The sequence below is a fragment of the Pseudalkalibacillus salsuginis genome (genome assembly GCF_021646685.1).
In the GTDB taxonomy this organism is placed as follows: domain Bacteria; phylum Bacillota; class Bacilli; order Bacillales; family Fictibacillaceae; genus Pseudalkalibacillus; species Pseudalkalibacillus salsuginis.
The window spans coordinates 598,621-615,386 of sequence record NZ_JAKJHW010000002.1 but is presented as its reverse complement, the minus strand read 5'-3'; the positions used below and the strand labels follow the sequence as shown (position 1 = coordinate 615,386).

Annotated in this window: 20 protein-coding genes and 1 pseudogene; 20 read left to right on the top strand and 1 reads right to left on the bottom strand. The window is 38.7% G+C overall.

Going from position 1 to position 16,766, the window contains the following annotated elements; all coding sequences use genetic code 11:
• Position 1: 1 nt before the first annotated feature.
• The 19 genes and pseudogenes from L1611_RS08105 to L1611_RS08020 all read left to right on the top strand — a co-directional run bounded on the left by L1611_RS08105 (position 2) and on the right by L1611_RS08020 (position 15,111).
• The gene (locus L1611_RS08105; RefSeq protein ID WP_225068158.1) at positions 2-322 is read left to right on the top strand and encodes a (2Fe-2S)-binding protein; all 321 of its coding nucleotides are present in this window, start codon (positions 2-4) and stop codon (positions 320-322) included.
• An 11-nt stretch (positions 323-333) separates the two neighbouring features.
• On the top strand, positions 334-1,581 hold the full coding sequence (locus L1611_RS08100) for an NAD(P)/FAD-dependent oxidoreductase (protein WP_236312858.1): 1,248 nt from the start codon (positions 334-336) through the stop codon (positions 1,579-1,581).
• Positions 1,578-2,759, top strand: a complete 1,182-nt coding sequence (locus L1611_RS08095) for an NAD(P)/FAD-dependent oxidoreductase (protein WP_236312571.1) — start codon at positions 1,578-1,580, stop codon at positions 2,757-2,759. Before L1611_RS08100 ends, L1611_RS08095 begins: the two co-directional genes overlap by 4 nt.
• Positions 2,760-3,133: 374 nt before the next feature.
• Complete coding sequence (locus L1611_RS08090) at positions 3,134-4,111, top strand: ornithine cyclodeaminase family protein (RefSeq protein ID WP_236312570.1); 978 nt, start codon at positions 3,134-3,136, stop codon at positions 4,109-4,111.
• A gap of 606 nt (positions 4,112-4,717) precedes the next feature.
• Positions 4,718-5,062, top strand: coding sequence for a hypothetical protein (locus L1611_RS08085; RefSeq protein ID WP_236312569.1), 345 nt, complete (start codon positions 4,718-4,720; stop codon positions 5,060-5,062).
• Between the two features lie 59 nt (positions 5,063-5,121).
• Positions 5,122-5,277 carry a hypothetical protein gene (locus tag L1611_RS08080; protein ID WP_236312568.1) on the top strand — a complete coding sequence of 52 codons (156 nt, stop codon included), beginning with the start codon at positions 5,122-5,124 and terminating at the stop codon, positions 5,275-5,277.
• A gap of 351 nt (positions 5,278-5,628) precedes the next feature.
• A complete protein-coding gene (locus L1611_RS08075) occupies positions 5,629-6,165 on the top strand; it encodes a DinB family protein (protein WP_236312567.1) in 537 nt (178 codons plus the stop codon).
• A gap of 223 nt (positions 6,166-6,388) precedes the next feature.
• Positions 6,389-7,285, top strand: coding sequence for an RCC1 domain-containing protein (locus L1611_RS08070; RefSeq protein ID WP_236312566.1), 897 nt, complete (start codon positions 6,389-6,391; stop codon positions 7,283-7,285).
• Between the two features lie 390 nt (positions 7,286-7,675).
• Complete coding sequence (locus L1611_RS08065; protein ID WP_236312565.1) at positions 7,676-8,041, top strand: 3-phosphoshikimate 1-carboxyvinyltransferase; 366 nt, start codon at positions 7,676-7,678, stop codon at positions 8,039-8,041.
• A gap of 1 nt (position 8,042) precedes the next feature.
• Positions 8,043-8,507, top strand: a complete 465-nt coding sequence (locus L1611_RS08060; RefSeq protein ID WP_236312564.1) for a hypothetical protein — start codon at positions 8,043-8,045, stop codon at positions 8,505-8,507.
• Between the two features lie 342 nt (positions 8,508-8,849).
• The gene (locus L1611_RS08055) at positions 8,850-9,332 is read left to right on the top strand and encodes a DinB family protein (protein WP_236312563.1); all 483 of its coding nucleotides are present in this window, start codon (positions 8,850-8,852) and stop codon (positions 9,330-9,332) included.
• Positions 9,333-9,522: 190 nt separating this feature from the next.
• A pseudogene (locus L1611_RS08050) lies at positions 9,523-9,711 on the top strand (RidA family protein); the annotation flags it as partial.
• Between the two features lie 267 nt (positions 9,712-9,978).
• Positions 9,979-10,455, top strand: coding sequence for a DinB family protein (locus tag L1611_RS08045; protein ID WP_236312562.1), 477 nt, complete (start codon positions 9,979-9,981; stop codon positions 10,453-10,455).
• Positions 10,456-10,591: 136 nt separating this feature from the next.
• Entirely contained in the window at positions 10,592-11,110 is a 519-nt protein-coding gene (locus L1611_RS08040) for an AAA family ATPase (RefSeq protein WP_046516231.1), read from the top strand.
• A gap of 319 nt (positions 11,111-11,429) precedes the next feature.
• The gene (locus L1611_RS08035; RefSeq protein WP_236312561.1) at positions 11,430-12,026 is read left to right on the top strand and encodes a DJ-1/PfpI family protein; all 597 of its coding nucleotides are present in this window, start codon (positions 11,430-11,432) and stop codon (positions 12,024-12,026) included.
• A 295-nt stretch (positions 12,027-12,321) separates the two neighbouring features.
• Positions 12,322-13,125 (top strand): helix-turn-helix domain-containing protein, encoded by an 804-nt coding sequence (locus L1611_RS08030; protein ID WP_236312560.1) that lies wholly within the window; start codon positions 12,322-12,324, stop codon positions 13,123-13,125.
• 88 nt (positions 13,126-13,213) lie between these two features.
• Positions 13,214-13,627 carry a VOC family protein gene (locus tag L1611_RS08025; protein WP_236312559.1) on the top strand — a complete coding sequence of 138 codons (414 nt, stop codon included), beginning with the start codon at positions 13,214-13,216 and terminating at the stop codon, positions 13,625-13,627.
• Between the two features lie 728 nt (positions 13,628-14,355).
• Positions 14,356-14,562 (top strand): helix-turn-helix domain-containing protein, encoded by a 207-nt coding sequence (locus L1611_RS20650; RefSeq protein WP_322972537.1) that lies wholly within the window; start codon positions 14,356-14,358, stop codon positions 14,560-14,562.
• Positions 14,563-14,652: 90 nt separating this feature from the next.
• On the top strand, positions 14,653-15,111 hold the full coding sequence (locus tag L1611_RS08020) for a DUF4309 domain-containing protein (RefSeq protein ID WP_236312558.1): 459 nt from the start codon (positions 14,653-14,655) through the stop codon (positions 15,109-15,111).
• A gap of 559 nt (positions 15,112-15,670) precedes the next feature.
• On the opposite strand, the gene L1611_RS08015 is transcribed toward L1611_RS08020, so the two are convergent.
• The gene (locus L1611_RS08015) at positions 15,671-15,958 is read right to left on the bottom strand and encodes a hypothetical protein (RefSeq protein ID WP_236312557.1); all 288 of its coding nucleotides are present in this window, start codon (positions 15,956-15,958) and stop codon (positions 15,671-15,673) included.
• Positions 15,959-16,273: 315 nt separating this feature from the next.
• Here L1611_RS08015 and L1611_RS08010 point away from each other — a divergent pair, with 315 nt between their 5' ends.
• Positions 16,274-16,531 carry a hypothetical protein gene (locus tag L1611_RS08010; RefSeq protein WP_236312556.1) on the top strand — a complete coding sequence of 86 codons (258 nt, stop codon included), beginning with the start codon at positions 16,274-16,276 and terminating at the stop codon, positions 16,529-16,531.
• Positions 16,532-16,766: the final 235 nt, after the last annotated feature.

Below are 16,766 nucleotides of genomic sequence, written 5' to 3'. Positions count from 1 at the left end.
CATGACGCGAAGGATCTTAGACCACCCTATACTCGGAAAAATGGAGGATAATAATTATGTATCCTTCACATTTAATCAAAAGGGTTATAAAGGCCTGGAGAATGAATCATTGGCTGCCGCACTTTTAGCCAATGGAATTCGCACATTACGACACCATGAAGAAAGCGGGTCACCAAGAGGTATCTATTGTAATATTGGCCATTGCTATGAATGTAGAGTTTCAGTAGATGGTCAGCAAGGAATCCGGGCATGTCTTACACCTGTTAAAGAGGGAATGACTGTAGAAAGTGATGGTCAACTACCATCCAGTAAAAGAAGGTGAGGGACTTGAAAATGGATAACGCCATCATTATAGGAGCTGGACCTGCAGGTTTAACAGCGGCTGTGACTTGTGCAGAAAAGGGGTTGGATGTTGTTGTCATTGATGAGTATATGAGAGCTGGCGGCAGGTTACTAGGACAGCTTTATGAAGAACCGAATGGGAACTGGTGGAATGGGATTAAAGAATCAAATAAATTGTATGAAAAAGCAGTTGATCTTGGTGTGAATTTTCATTTAAACACAGCTGTAAACAACATCGAAAATTCCAATGGAATATGGACTATTTATACAGAAAGGGAAACATTTCATACGCCGAGTCTGTTATTAGCAACGGGGGCAGCAGAAGCTCCTGTACCTGTACCTGGTTGGACGTTACCTGGGGTGATGTCGGTCGGAGCTGCACAGGTGATGACAAATGTTCACCGCGTTAAACCCGGAGAGCGTGGGGTTATTATCGGTGTGAATGTTCTCTCGGCTGCTATTGCGATGGAGTTACAACTAGCTGGCGTAGAGGTAGCTTCTCTTACTTTACCAAAAACGAACCAAGTGACACAGGATGCAGGTAAACCAAAAGAAGTTCTAGATTCTCTTCTTCATGTATCCCATATGGCCCCATCTCCATTCGTTCGATACGGGAGTAAGTTAATGAAGAATGACTTTATGAAAAAATTGGGGGTTAACTTCTTTCCTAAAAAAGGAGTGAAAATGTGGGATATTCCAATTCAACTTCGAAAAGCTGTCACCAAAATTTATGGTGAAGATGAAGTAGAAGGAGTAACATTAGCAACGATTAATGCTGATGGTGAAGTGGTTTCTGGTAGTGAAGAACATATCCCAGTAGATTTCGTTTGTATTGCCGGAGGTTTATACCCATTAGCTGAACTGGCCGCAGTTGCAGGTTGTCCATTTTATTTAGTGGAGGAATTAGGAGGTTATGTTCCTTTACATAATGAACGGATGGAAAGCCCTCTGGAAGGACTTTATGTTGCTGGGAATATTACTGGGATTGAAGGGGCGAAAGTTGCTGCTGCGCAGGGGAGAACGGCAGGTTTATCAATGGCGCACCATGCTGGAATGGATGATTTAGATGGCGAAATTAAAAATTCTATTAAACGGACTGAACAGACCAGGGATAACGCACATATACAATTTCATCCGGAGATCGAAACGGGAAGAAAGAAAATTTTGCAGCAATGGGACGCTTATCAATCTAATAAAGAAAGATCAGTTGTTTCTAATAGCCGAGGGGGAATAACATGACGAACACCATTCATCGTGATGTCGTTGTAATCGGAGGCGGGATTATCGGTTCATCGATCGCTTACTATTGCTCAAAATCCGGTTTAGACATAACGGTTCTTGAAAAGAAAGAATTGGCTAGTGGCACATCCTCTAAGTGTGATGGAAACATTTTGGCAGTGGATAAAGATCCGGGATTTGACAGTCAAATGTCCCTGAAAAGTCAACAAATGGTCCATGAATTAAAGGATGAACTTGAAATCCCATTTGAATATCGAAATCCTGGTAGTGTTTTAGTTTGTGAAAATGATACGGAAATGGAAGCTGCACAAAAATGGGTACAACAACAGCAAGAGGCGGGTTTGGATTTTCGAATGTTGGATCGGGTAGACCTACGTAATGAATCTGCTTACTTCGCGGAAGATCTCCCTGGTGGGCTTGAGTGTCGGACTGATTCTATAGTCAATCCCTATATGTTGACCTATTCGATGATTCATCGTGCAAAACAATTCGGTGCGAAAATTCATACCCATACGGAAGTGAAAAATCTTTATAAAAACAAAGAAAACCAATTTGTAATTGAGACAAATAACGAAACCTTCACTGCCAATAAGGTGGTCAATGCATGTGGTGTATGGGCTCCGTTTATTGGCGAAATGTTAGATATAGATATTCCGATAAAACCACGCAAGGGTCATGTAATTGTTGCTTCTAGACAACAGCCTGTTGCGGTAAGAAATATAATGGAGTTTGGCTATCTCATTTCAAAATTCGGTGGGGAGAGGCATGTAGATCCAGTAACTGATAAATATGGCGTTGCGTTAGTCTTTGAGCCTACTGAAAGCCAAAACTTTTTAATTGGAAGTAGTCGACAATTTAATGGTTATGACACAAAAGTGGACCATGAAGTCATGAAATGTGTAGCAAAAAGAGCGGTGCGTTTCTTCCCTGAAATGGGTGATATGACGGTTATTAGAACATACACAGGATTGCGACCATGGACATCTGACCACCTTCCAATCATTTCACGTGTTGAAAAGGTGCCGGGGTTTTATATAGCAGCAGGACATGAAGGGGATGGCATAAGCTTAGCTGCGATTACAGGTAAAGTAATCGAAGAAATGATCAACGAAAATGATACATCGATTCCAATTGAACCCCTTCGTTATGACCGATTCAAAGTCAAGAGCACACATTAATCCGAATTAATTCAGTTTGGGGAAATTTCCAATAAACAAAATAACTGTTGTGGCGATGATTGATTGGAGTAGGTAATACGTAATTTTTTATTTCATCTAATGATAAGTCTCTTACAAAAGCAGCCAAAAAAATATAGCTTTACATCTACAGTGAATCCTTGCTAAATCTAGATTGAGATTTGATATTTCATTATGCGGGAAATTCCAGGGTGTTTAAAATGCAAGTTTAGTAGAACAACCTAGCAAATGCTGATTTATTTTAGCAGGTTCTCCGGGACAACGGTTGTTGCTCAAACCGTTAGCTGACAAATAGGCTTCCTATTTTTTTAGTAAAAAAGATACGAGTATGATGTAAGACGAAAGGATGAAAAAGTATGTTAATCTTAAATGCTGATGAACAAAAAAGTTTAGTAGATATCAATGAGATCATTGAATGTGCAGCAGTCGCATTAAAGGAATTTTCAGAAGAAAGAACAGTTACACCTATTCGTGCCGCCTTACCCTTTGATGGTGGTCAAAATACTGCATTAGTAATGCCTTCCGTGGCTGAAGAACTCGGGAGCCTTGGATTAAAAGTAGCAACCGTAGCTCCAAATAACAAGAAATTAGGGAAGAAAACCATAAATGGTATTGTGATGCTATCAGACTTCAAAACAGGAGAACCAACCGCTCTTTTGGAAGGCTCTTATTTAACGATGATTAGAACAGGCGCCTTATCAGGTGTAGCAACGAAATATTTATCCCGCCAAGATTCAAAAAAGTTATGTATTATCGGTACAGGAGAACAAGCAAAAGGTCTGGTTGAAGCTGTACTCGCTGTTCGAGACATTGAAGAGATTTTCCTTTATAACCGAACAGAACAAAAAGCACAAGAATTTGCTGAATATATTAGAAAGAAATTTAATAAACGTGTCGTAGTATATTCAGACTCAAACGAAGCAGTACGCGAAGCTGACATTATTATCACTACAACAAACTCTTCAACACCAGTTTTTTCAGAGTCATTAAAACCGGGTGTTCATGTCAATGCAGTAGGTTCATTTAGACCAACAATGCAAGAGTTGCCATCTCATGTAATTTCTCTAGCCGACAAAGTAGTAGTAGAATCTAGAGAAGCAGCATTAGAAGAGACTGGTGATTTACTAGTTCCGATAAATGAAGGCGTTTTTAAGCCAGGCGATATCTATGGAGAGCTTGGGGAAATTGTAAACGGAGAATATAAGGGCAGAGTCAGCGATCAAGAAATCACCGTGTTTAAATCAGTTGGACTAGCTGTTGTGGATATTGTTGTAGCCCAATATTTTTACAAAAAAGCTATTGAAAATAAGGTAGGGACTAGTATTCGATTTTAAGTTACAGATATTTTCTATCATGAAAAATGCTTTTATTTCAAAATTTGTAACTTAACTCGATTTTTTATCCCATTAAAAAGGACGCTTTCCAGCTCTGGAATCGCGCCCGATCGTATTATAAGGTTAACCAGGTCATCGGTTAACCTATTTAGGTTATTCTTTAGGTAGCCGGGGTAAGACGGAGCGCCCGTGGGACTTGATCCCGTCCGTAATACTGGCCACCCCCTACTTTTAATATGTTGCCTTAAAATAAAGTTTGATCAAAAATACTATATAAACATTGATATACTCTTAATAAAAGATCCCGATTCAGAAAAAAGTTTGATCAAAATCAGGATTTTTCTTAATTGGACACTTATTGAATTTCACTGCATTGTTAATCTTGTTGTTGAATTGATCTAACATAAAATGGTCAACAACTCGTTCCATTCCTTTTGAATCGTGTTTGTGTGGGTTTTCAGCTTGAACGGGGTAGTAGCCTATTAATAAACAAAGGATGAAGGGCTCAAGAGTGTAATAACAAGAACTATTGCTTACGTCAGATTGTGAGACAATAACCTTAGTAAGGTTTAATATTAGCGATAATGATTAAAAGGGCGGTTCTTAATGAAAAATCATATCAAAGTGAATGGAAAGATTCTTCAAACGAACAAACGATTTTCACAGTTGAAAAACAGCCAAAAGGATTGGATCGCAACAGAGCTTTATAAGATCTACCACAATAAAATGAAGGAAAGACGCACAATTAGGAAGTTACCTCCTGATCAGAGAGCTGTTGTTATTTCGTCTTTGTATGGGCAGATTCAGAATCGAGAGATATGGATTCCGTATGATGAGGTGAAAAAATATGTATTCAGTAAAACAACAAAGGTGGTAAAATCTTTTAAGAAGCAATTCTCAGAGTTAAGTGAGGAAATAGAAGCTGAGCACGATATGAAACAAAAAGGATGACCTTAGTTGGATACAGCTGCCAATCTTGCCGCTAGAAAAAATGGAAGGTGATCTATATCATGAACATTCAAGTAAATCTTAAAGATATAATCGAAGAAAAGGATAGAATTGTAGAGCTTGATATTGAGGAGCAATGGTATTCTTATCGTGACGAAAGGTTTAAACAAATTGCAATTAGATGGAGTAGAGACAATTACATAAACTTTGTTGAATAATGTTAGTACGAGTTAAACCTTGAATTTAAAATTAGCAACTCTTTTTTGCAATAATCGGTCGCAATAGTCGAAGTTCTAGCCAGACAATCTCCGGCTTTTCCTTTATTCAATAAACGGGCAGGATTCTGGAATAAGAGGTTCCAATATTTAATCCACAGAAGGGCCAGATTGTAGAATAACATCTTCACTGACTGGGTTTTTCAGGTATTATTAAACCAATCAAAAAAATAAAAATAAAGGAGTGATAGAAGTACGTTATCTTGTTTTGAGAAACCGACCGGCCCCTGTGATAATGTTTTAGCTATTCCCAATATTTTAATCTTAATAACTTAAGGTGAGGGGAGAAAGCAAATGAACCTAGAACTGATGGATATTTTTCGCATGGAATTTGACTTTAGTTGGGATACTGAGACCTGGTTTTTACCTTTAGAATCTGCTCTTGAGGGTTTAAATTCCACAGATGCAAGCTGGCAACCTCCTGGAGGAGGGAATACAATTTGGCAAACTGTGAACCATCTAAATTATTACAACGCCCTACTTGTTAGACAAATCAATGACACAACGCCTAGAAAAAAGGCATCTAATAACAAGGCTACATTTGGAGATATCGGGGAACCAGCAGATTCTAAATGGAAGGCAGTCTTGGCAGAGAATACATTTGGAGATATCGGGGACCCAGCAGATTCTGAAAAATGGAAGGCAGTCTTGGCAGAAACACGCCTAATTTGTGAAAATTTGCGCAAATCACTAGCACAAGTTAATGACAGTCAGCTGGAAGAGGAACATGTTGGGGTTCTGGCTCGTCAAATTTTGCACAACGTATACCATATAGGGCAAATTGTATTAATTCGCAAACAACAAGGCTCTTGGCCAAAGGAGCGAGAATAATTTGTATATTCCACTATAGGGCGCAATTCAAGAATATTGGATTACGTCCTTTGTTCTGTTAAAGGGGGCGTTGATCTAAGAAGGACAACGCCTCTTTTGCTTAATGTGTAACTATAGGCCAGTTTAATTGAATAAGAACAAGACCTGGTCATATTTAGCAACCGTAAAGTTACATATACTTGGCAGCTAACTGCAGGGTTGCTTATATACAAGGAGGTAAAACATGGATTATATTTCACCGAAAGAAGCGGTGTTAAAGGTGAAACGGTTGCCTAAAGATACCATAGCGGCGGGTCGTCGTCATACCGTTGGGCTTAAATCTGACGGAACGGTGACGGCCGTGGGTGATAATAAATATGGCCAATGTGATGTAAGTGGCTGGCGCAATATTGTGGCGATCGCGGCTGGTAATGTTCATATGGCGACGAACACGGGTAATGCTCATACAATCGGTCTTAAATCTGACAGTACTATGGCGGCTGTGGGTTGGAATAAGCATCACCAATGCGATGTAAACGACTGGCGCGATATTGTAGCGGTTGCGGCGGGTTGGCGTCGTACCATTGGGCTTAAATCGGATGGCACGGTGGTAGCAGTGGGCCGAAATAATGAGGGTGAATGCAATGTAAGCGGCTGGCATGATATTGTGGCGGTCGCGGCGGGTGACTGGCATACCATCGGTCTTAAATTGGACGGCACGGTGACGGCTTTGGGTAATAATCGGTATAGCCAATGCAATGTAAGCGGCTGGTGCGATATTGTGGCGGTCGCTGCGGGTTATCTTCATACCATCGGTCTTAAATCGGACGGCACGGTGACGGCTGTGGGTTGGAATAAACATGACCAATGCGATGTAAGCGGCTGGCGCGGTATTGTGGCGATAGCGGTGGGTAGTAATCATACCATCGGCCTTAAATCAGACGGTACTGTGGCGGCTGTGGGTTGGAATGAGTATGGCCAATGTAATGTAAGTGATTGGCGCGATATTGTGGCGATAGCGGCGGGTTGTGCCCATACCGTCGGGCTTAAAACGGATGGCACAGTGGTTGCTGTGGGTGATAATGAATATGGCCAATGTGATGTAAGCGGCTGGCGCGGCATCCAACTGCCCGGCAATTAGTTTTTAATAACAAGCCAGAGAATCACTGAACGAGTTAATGAGCATTGCTTCAGGAATATGGTTATTTCATTAAAGGGCGCAATTCAAGAATATTGGATTACGTCCTTTGCCCCGTTAAAGGGGGCAATTCTGAAGCACAAATTGTGCTCTTTCTTTTTGTTAAGGGTAAGATTGTGAAGTACTCATTCTCAATACAGATGGATATATATGTTAAAATTAGTAATGACTAAGCTAATAAGATTTGACAGAGGTTTATCAACTTGTGAGATGTCTTGGATTTACTCCTCCTCCCTGTTCAGCTTCCTATAGCAAGTTGTCCTTTAATAGCAATCTTTCGCAATCGGACTCAGATGAACTTTTACATGTCTATTAATATTGAGGGGGGTTATATTGAATAATCCTGACTTAAAAGCAAGATCACCTTGGTCCAGATTAAATGTTGTTAAAGTTGTAAGAATTTCACCTATACAAAACAATCAAATTAATAATGACATTAGAATTACAGGGAGTAAGAGTTTTACAAATAGAGCATTAATTATGGCTGCTTTGGCTCGCGGAACTTCAACCCTAACCGGTATTCTAAAAAGTGATGATTCTTATTGGTGTATAGATGGACTCCATAAACTTGGTATTACCATCGAAACAGCTGATGAAACAGTTACTGTTCACGGTTGTAACTCCAAATGGCCAGTAAAAAAAGGCGATTTATTTAATATGAAACAAGGAATTACTCCACAAAAAATTCAGGAGGGATAACTTGAAACAAACATTACTTTTGGTGACATTAGTTAGTTTGAGCTTTCTTGTTGTTGGATGTACAACAAATCATGCTAAACAAAGGGTAGAAAAATATTATACTGCTTTTAAAAACGAAAATTACGAAAAGGCTTTTAATCATTTATTAATTTTTGATAAACACTATGATGCGGGAACTACCTTAAGTGAATCAGAAGCTAAAGATAAATACATAAAGAAAATTAACTATTTAGAACAAAAAGGCTATCAATTAAAGGATTTTGAGATTCAAGAAGTCCGAAGTGATGATGGAGGTCCTCCAATTGTGCAAAGTCTGGTAACAATAAAAATTGATGACAAAACGAAAAAAGTCAAGGAATTCATTCAGGTTACGGAAAACGGACTTTTCATTGATTTGTCTGAGGGAGATAAGTACGCTCACTATCGTGATGGAAAAATGAATGTAAATATTAAAAAGCCTAAATAAATTATCTCTAATGAGAAGGGGTAAGCGTTGAAAATTAACTTATGAGCCATTTTTGCGGCTTTTCTTACTTTTCTAATCTTCCGTAAAAGGGTGCATTTCTGAAATAAGATTTACGCTCTTTCTATATAAAGCCAAATTGTTGAGGAACGTTTTTCAGGCAATTAGAATTATTCGAGTTAGAATATTGTGAAGGAGGATTTTCAATCTTCTTTTCTGCAAAACGATTATAGTAATAGATAGATTTCAACTATTACAAAGATTTTTTTGGAAATTTTAATTGGTTAGGCATGGTAAAATGTTATTAAATGGAACTGAAAAATTTAATTGATAAAGGAGAATATTTTGGAACAGATAAATTGGACCGAGCAATTAGTAGAAGCATGGAACACCAACAATCGAATCAACCTTTTTCTTCTGGAAAAAATTACCGATGAAGGAATGAACTGCACGTTATCCAAGAGAGGTGGTGGAACTCCGGCTAAACAGTTTGCCCATATGCATAACCTCAGGTGCGATAAACTTGTCAATTGGCATTACCCTCTTTCCGACATTGTCGAGAAGCTAAGCATGTACGATGAGCTGAACAAAGAACGGTTAAAGGAATGTTTGAATACATCTGGCGAACAAATGGCATTGTTCATTCGACAATATACCGAAGAAGGCAATAACTTTAAAACGTTCAAAAAAGGACTGGTTTCCAGCATCAGTTATTTTATTAGTCATGAAAGCCATCATCGCGGCAATCTAATTCAAACTTTAAAACTAAGCGGTCATAGATTGAATAAGGATACTCTTTATGCTATTTGGTATTGGGACAAAATGTAATGTAAACCAAGGAACGGGGAACGCAGCTTTTTAAGCATTACTTGGTGGGAAAATCTTTTAAGTTTTTATCTTTCGGATATGGATACTCCACTGCTGTTTTTTTCTAGAAGTCTTTACACGGGTGAAGTGTGTCTAAATTGATCTTCTAGGGAAAACTGCAGAAAAATCTCTAAAATGGCGAGGTAAATAAATGGAAAACGGAAAAATCACAAGAAAAAACCCATCTAGCATACCGACACCGGTTGGCAATTACACACATATTACAAAAATTCCAAGGAATTAAGAGATATTCGTGACATCAGGTCAAATCGGTGTAGATGAAAATGGAAAATTCCCAAAAATAATGAATGAGCAAGTCAGTAATACGGTTACCAATATAAAAAACTTTGATTATTATAGAAAAAAATTATTTGTTTCTAATCCTAAAATACCAAAAGAATTTAGTGGCTTTATTAAAGAATAATATTATCCGTTACTGGATTATTTTTATTTCGCTAACGGGTGCATTTCTTCAAGAAGATGCTTTTTTATTGAACTTATTGTAGTAACGAGCAGTTTAGCGAAAGAAGAGGTAATTGGCATTTCGATGTAGAATTTTTACAGATATTGTGGTCGAAAAATCTATTGAATGGGTGGGAGCTTAGAAATGAAAACGCTACTTCAGTATAACTGGCAGGTTAGAGATGATTGGTTTACATGGTGCGAAGATGTACCAGAAGAGGAATTACTTAAGAAGCGGGTTGGCGGGGTCGGTAGTATCCTGTACACCCTGTTTCATATCGTGGAGGTCGAACGAAGTTGGATTCACTTTTTGAAAACACAACAAGATCCAGGAGAACCACCGTTTGAAGATTATGCCAGCTTGGAAAAAGTAAAAGCTCTATCTAACCAATATCACACAGAGATTGAACCGTTTATAATGTCTTGGACGAATGAAATGGAATCACGAACCATTAAAGTTACCAATTCCGAGGGTCAAAGTGCAACTTTCAGGCACGGGGAAATAATGCGGCATGTCATAGCTCACGAAATACATCACGTTGGTCAGTTGTCTGTATGGGCGAGAGAACTTGGACGGGAACCAGTGACCGCGAATTTAATCTTCAGAGGGCTATTCGAATAAAAGCAATGTGTCGCTAAAGGAGGCAAGAGTTGAAGATCAATATGGAGTCACAACTCTTTTTACTATTGGGGCAGTTTAGCGACAGAAAGACATATCTAATATAGTGTGCTTATCTAGTTGAATGGAGGGTCTAATCATGGGCATTAGGAATTATCTGATTGGAGGCGTTTCCGGCTCCGGCAAAACTACGGTCTGCAACGAATTACAGCGGCGCGGCTACCATGCCATTCATGGTGACCGTGAATTGGTTTATCAAGGCGATCCGGAAACTGGTACCCCGACGGATGGCTTTAAACCCGAACACCATATTTGGCATGTAGATAAAGTAAAAGCTTTGGTCGCCAATCAGGATGAGGCGGTAACATTTTTCTGCGGTGGTTCGCGGAATTTTCACAAATACATCGATCTCTTCGACGGCGTGTTTGTCCTTGATGTCGACCTGGAAACCTCTCTCCGGCGGATTGATGAGCGAGTGGCACTGGACCCAACTGACTGGGGTGGCAGACCAGAGGAACGGGAAATCAGTAAGCGCATGTATCAAACGAAAGAAGGCGTTCCCAAAAACGGGATTATAATCGACGCCACGGCACCGATTGATCACGTCGTTGACGAGATCATCCGTCAAAGCGAAGAAAATAAACATCAACGACAGTAAACTTACGGTTGCGACAGCCCAATACACCGGTGCACCTGGATACGAATTTTATTTCAGACATGTTAAATTACGTAGGAAGAAATACACTAGATATTTTAATATATTGGTACTGATTTTAGGGGTAGGGTATCTGATTTGGGAAGAAATTTATGCCTATCAAGATACCAAAAATCAACAAAATGAAAAAACTGTTCTTCAACTAAAGGGTGCGATTGCTATATAAGCAGTCGCCCTTCAACATACTTCAGATTACGGTGGGATTGTGGAAAACTAAATATCATTGTAAAATGTACGGAACTAACATAAAGGGGAAATTCAAATGAATACCAAGCATTGGAGAGTAGGAATTTTTCTGTTTGAAGATGTAGAAGTGTTAGACTTTGCAGGTCCGTTCGAAGTGTTTTCAGTAACTACTTTAGAAAATGGTGATAAGCCGTTTGTTGTTAACACAATATCAGAACAAGGTAACTTAATATGTGCTCGAAATGGCTTAAAAGTACGACCAGACTTTAATTTTGATAATATGCCTCAATTTGATATTTTAATTATTCCTGGCGGGTTAGGTGCAAGGGAACGAGAAATACATAATGATCATGTTATAAAGTGGATTGAAAATGAAAAAGAAAACGTACAACTAATGATCTCAGTTTGTACGGGGGCCTTATTATTAGCAAAAGCAGGTTTACTAAAAGGTAAAAAAGCAACAACACATTGGGCAAGTCTTGAAAGACTTAAAAAAGAATTTCCAGAAGTCGATGTACAACATGGAGTTAAATTCGTAGATGAAGGAAAAATAGTGACATCTGGAGGCATTTCAGCAGGTATCGATATGTCATTTCATATTGTTAAGCGATTATTAGGGACTGAAGTAGCTAAAGAAACGGCGAAAAGAATGGAATATGATATTGTTCTTTAGATCTTCAACAATCGGGCCAGATAATTGAATAACACTTGGTTGTTAATTTGGATATTTAAGAATAGAGATTGTGAAGGAATGTACTTAAAGTAACGGGCAGTTTACTTGAAGAAGAAAATGATAAAATAAAAAGGAAATTAGTTGAGAGGTCAGAAGAAATGAACACCAGAATGGAATCCTTCCCTTTCGCGTTATACCTCGTTCCTGTAAAATATGTATTGAACAATTCTACCGGTAGAAAGGAGAGCCGCGACTACACCTCCAATTTTGGGAACATAATGTCGCGTCAGACGCCATGATCGTTTGCACATATTCTCCAAAATATCCAATCTCAGAGTTTGTAGATTTTATTTGGTATATGCAGGGGTACAATCCTGCTCATTCAAGAGAACTGGCTTTTCCGGACGGATCCGCAGAGGTGGTTATAGATCTTCTGGAAGATACGACACAACTTTATGACCATAAAAGCCGCGAATTGGTTTTGAATGGTTCGGTCGTTTGCGGGCCGCACTCAAACTATTTTGTCATTGACACATCTAGCGAGTCGAAGGTACTCGGCATCCACTTTAAGCCAGGGGGGCTTCGCCCGTTTATACCCATGCCGCTACATGAGTTATTGAATACACATGTTTCGTTGCAAATGCTATGGGGAGCCAGAGCGACCGAGCTTCGCGAGGAATTGTTGGAATTGTCGACCCCGGAAGAGATGTTCCCTGTCCTGGAACGAAGGTTATTGATGCTATTGTCCGGGAACTTCGAGAGCCATCCGGTTGTGCGGTATGCCTTGAACCATATTGATCGGGTTCGTGTAGGAAATCTTATGCAGCATATTGGTATGAGTCATCGGAGATTTATCGAATTATTTAAAGCAGAAGTCGGTATGACGCCCAAACGTTTAAGCCGTATTATCCGCTTCCAAGAAGTACTCCAACTCACTGGAAATAAAGAAGAAATAAATTGGACCGATATCGCATTGCAGTGCGGATATTATGATCAGGCCCATTTTATTAAGGATTTTCAATCCTTTTCGGGAGTTAGCCCCAGCCATTATCGCATGATTCCCGGCAGACATTACAATCATGCGGTCTCACCTGAATAGCGTAAAAAAATTACAATACGCAACGTGGAATGTAGGCTAGTATGAAATCGAAAGTTTAGATTTTGGAACGAATGGAGGAATAATCAGTATGGAGAATATGGGGTATGCACCGCAAGGCTATCAAACGGTAACACCGCACTTTACTGTAGAAAATGCAGACAAGATGATTCAGTTTATGAGTGAGGTTTTTGGAGCGGACATTTTGAATCGATCCGTGAATGAGAACGATCTTGTAATACATGCTGAAGTGCGGATTGGCAATACGGTTGTAGAAGTGTCCGATGGGAACGAAGCATATCCACCGAGGCAAAATACGCTTCATGTCTTTGTAGGTGATCCGGACCGTTGTTATCAACGAGCTTTGAATGAAGGGGCAATATCCCTTTTTGAACCAGCAGACATGCCTTATGGAGAACGAAGTGGGGGAGTGAGGGATCCTTTCGGAAACCACTGGTACATCGCAAGGTTCACAGGTGAAGCGGGTCACGGGTATTACGGGTAATTGCCCGGCTTGGCAGTTGGGCAGTTACGACCCAGTGACATCCTCTCTCCATTGAAATGGAGAGCTTCCCATTCTAGACAGCGGAATATTGCTTTTTGCCGATTTGTCTTGTCTGAACATCCACGCACTGAACAGGTTTGGCTGAAAAATACCTTGATTATTTTAAAGATTATCGAGTCTTTGAAGATAATGATGACCGTCTTAATAACTACTGGATTACAGGCAAAAACCTTCTTAGCAAAGATAATGTTTTATCTAATAATTTTAGAAACACTTTTGAGGGTTGGAAGGATTTAAATACCTACAATCAGACGTGAAACTTCTTCAACTAAAGGGTGCGTTACTTTAAGATCCAGCTGCCATCCTAGGCGGCTTTTTCTTTTTGAACAAACGTGGCAGGTTAGTAAAATAAGGATATAAAACTTTAATAAGGAGTTTTTATTAGTTTTGATGTGGAGGTCACTCGATGGATAAAGAAGAGAAAACGGCTGCTTTAAATGATCTAAATTTTTTATGTAATGGTGCAAAGATTGAAGGGATTAATTTTTATGGATAAAGTTACTCCTTTCTGAAAGCGAAAATAATTCAAATCGAATTAAAGGACAAATCTACATAAATATTGAGAGTGAATTTTGTATATTTAATTCAATGCCAAAAAGTATCCCCTCATTTGATGAACTACCTAAACTTGATTGGGTCGAATCATCTAAATCATTATGTGAGTTAAGATTGAAATAAATGATCACCTCGGAGTATCTTACTGGCTTGTGCTAGAAATGGCAAAGCGTAAAGAGATACCACACGTAAAAGCTGGGAAGCGTATCTTATTCAGAAAAGAATCTCTTGATCACTGGATTAAAAATAAGGAAGTCCTTTCGATACAGCAAGGTAACAATGATCAGCAGTATGGGGTACTTCGAAAATTACAACCGTAATTACGATTTGGGGGTGATTTTATGTGAAGCAAAAAATTAGAGCTGGAGAAATTCTCCTGCTTGTTTTTCAAAAATAAGGGGGAGTGTTATATGAAGAAAAGTATGATTTTTACATTTTTAATTTTGTTATCGATAATCCTAACAGCATGCTTGAAAGAGGCAGAAAATCAATCATTAAACAAAGAAATGATCGAAGAGTTAAAAAATGGGAAGATCGTTAATACACCTTTAAGATTAGACAGGAAAATTACGATGACAGATGTTGAAAAAGAGTGGGGAAAACCGGACGAACATCATGATCATGAAGATATTCAGACTTATGTTTACGTTAAAAATAACAAACGATTTGTGATTGCAGAAGATGAACTAAAACATGTTTATCGTATCGGAGTTGAACTAAATGTAACAAAATCTGAAATAGAGAAGAAAATGGGGAAATCAACCAACAAATCAGGGAAAATATTATCCTATCATCTAACCGGCTACATCATTACCTTCGAAAAAATGAATGAGCATACATGGACCATAAATTTACTAAGAAACGACTGAAAAAGGTATTGAAACTGTTCAACAACAGATCAGATCCTAGGATGAACGAGGAATTAGAGTCGTTGTACGTATTGCATGCGCCTGGGTCGAAAGAAGAACCTAAAACCGCTGACAAAGGATCTGGATCGCTGGTATCATCCTAGATATATTAGATATCAGTATTACAAGAAAAGTTAGTTTAAATTTTCCCTTATATTCTTTAGGAATTATTTTATTAGGATTTCTAATTACGATTATATTTGATAAAGGTAGGAAAAAGAGAACAAAAACCATCGATTTACAGGACCATAATTTCAATTTTATGTGTTGATGTTGAATTATCTTAATGAGAATATAGAGTTTTTTCTTGTTCGGTTAAAGGGTGCTTATGTTTTAAAAAGGGGATCTGCTGCGACGATCTCTTTTTCTTCTTAAGCTAAAGAAGCAGGATAAACGAAATAAGGTGATTGATTAGGGTTGGCGCCAGCAATTAAAAAACATCCTACGCTAGCCTCTCGTGTAAAGCAAACAACGCTAAGTTCCTCTTTAAGACAAAGCCCCTGCGCCGTTTGTCATTTTGTTAAGAAGACTGAGAAGTGTCATTTATTTTGGACTGACGCACTCTAATTACGGCTAACAATATGGCGGTTCCCAATAAAATGAGTCCGAAGGTTAGAAAACCTTGTGCGTAATTCATGATTTCCTTGGCAGGTACCCGATCATTAATCTCAATCAGCAAAAATGAGATTCCAATACCATATCCTGTCCCCGACCCTTCAACAGCCGCTTGCTGTTTCAGATCAAAGAACTTTAATAGTGCCGCGGAGCTGATAACACCGAGAAAAATGACAAGCCACCAACGTTTCATGTTCTCACTCCTTTTCTTGTTCTAGTCTTTAAGTATTTAACATCTGTGTCTAATGCTTATTATATAAGTTCTTTTATATAAAGGAAAATCCTTCTAAAACCTTAGAATATCGCAGAAATCCATAATCCAAGGTGGAATCCATCGGAGAGCGTCCGTCAAAATTTCTGGAATAAGAATTGCGCTCTTTCTTAATGAATAGGGCCATTTAATGGAGTAAGGCTTATTCTAATGGGGTTCAGTTGAAGAAGGGATAGCAAAATTATGCGAAGAAATAATTAAATATAAAAAGTAGGTCTGTGAAAGTAGGTGACATAAATGAAAGAATTTCCACAAAGCTTAGCAAGATTGATAAATGGATACTCATGGGAACAAATTACAATTGGTCATTCAGGAGCTATGACTTTCTTGTTGAATGGCCCTGGTTATTTAGAAAGAGGCCCAAAGGCTAGTGATGAGGAAATAGAAAAAGCACAAAAGCATTTATCAGTACAACGGTTTCCCAAAGATAAGTACAAAATCGCTCAAAGCCCTCATCCCAGTTACCATTTCCGTTGTTTTGTGCTTCATACCTAAGTTTTTCGATTGCTCTGAGCAGCTCACCTTCAACCGTATCTGCTTGACCATTCTTAGGTACATACTTTTTCCAAATTGTTTTGTTCTTCATAATTATATAATCTGTCAATATCTGCTTTTATTTCTTGTACACTGCTTTATTAAAAGTGCTATTGTCATTTAAAACCATATCTGGAAGATGATCTATATGACAGAATAACCGACCGTATGATTGAATGGAGTTTTTCTCATAACG

Excerpts from the sequence above, each read along its gene's own strand:
- L1611_RS08105 (WP_225068158.1), top strand. The coding sequence starts at position 2 with ATGACGCGAAGGATCTTAGACCACCCTATACTCGGAAAAATGGAGGAT.
- L1611_RS08100 (WP_236312858.1), top strand. The coding sequence starts at position 334 with ATGGATAACGCCATCATTATAGGAGCTGGACCTGCAGGTTTAACAGCG.
- L1611_RS08095 (WP_236312571.1), top strand. The coding sequence starts at position 1,578 with ATGACGAACACCATTCATCGTGATGTCGTTGTAATCGGAGGCGGGATT.
- L1611_RS08090 (WP_236312570.1), top strand. The coding sequence starts at position 3,134 with ATGTTAATCTTAAATGCTGATGAACAAAAAAGTTTAGTAGATATCAAT.
- L1611_RS08085 (WP_236312569.1), top strand. The coding sequence starts at position 4,718 with ATGAAAAATCATATCAAAGTGAATGGAAAGATTCTTCAAACGAACAAA.
- L1611_RS08080 (WP_236312568.1), top strand. The coding sequence starts at position 5,122 with ATGAACATTCAAGTAAATCTTAAAGATATAATCGAAGAAAAGGATAGA.
- L1611_RS08075 (WP_236312567.1), top strand. The coding sequence starts at position 5,629 with ATGAACCTAGAACTGATGGATATTTTTCGCATGGAATTTGACTTTAGT.
- L1611_RS08070 (WP_236312566.1), top strand. The coding sequence starts at position 6,389 with ATGGATTATATTTCACCGAAAGAAGCGGTGTTAAAGGTGAAACGGTTG.
- L1611_RS08045 (WP_236312562.1), top strand. The coding sequence starts at position 9,979 with ATGAAAACGCTACTTCAGTATAACTGGCAGGTTAGAGATGATTGGTTT.
- L1611_RS08040 (WP_046516231.1), top strand. The coding sequence starts at position 10,592 with ATGGGCATTAGGAATTATCTGATTGGAGGCGTTTCCGGCTCCGGCAAA.
- L1611_RS08035 (WP_236312561.1), top strand. The coding sequence starts at position 11,430 with ATGAATACCAAGCATTGGAGAGTAGGAATTTTTCTGTTTGAAGATGTA.
- L1611_RS08030 (WP_236312560.1), top strand. The coding sequence starts at position 12,322 with ATGATCGTTTGCACATATTCTCCAAAATATCCAATCTCAGAGTTTGTA.
- L1611_RS08025 (WP_236312559.1), top strand. The coding sequence starts at position 13,214 with ATGGAGAATATGGGGTATGCACCGCAAGGCTATCAAACGGTAACACCG.
- L1611_RS08020 (WP_236312558.1), top strand. The coding sequence starts at position 14,653 with ATGAAGAAAAGTATGATTTTTACATTTTTAATTTTGTTATCGATAATC.
- L1611_RS08015 (WP_236312557.1), bottom strand. The coding sequence starts at position 15,958 with ATGAAACGTTGGTGGCTTGTCATTTTTCTCGGTGTTATCAGCTCCGCG.
- L1611_RS08010 (WP_236312556.1), top strand. The coding sequence starts at position 16,274 with ATGAAAGAATTTCCACAAAGCTTAGCAAGATTGATAAATGGATACTCA.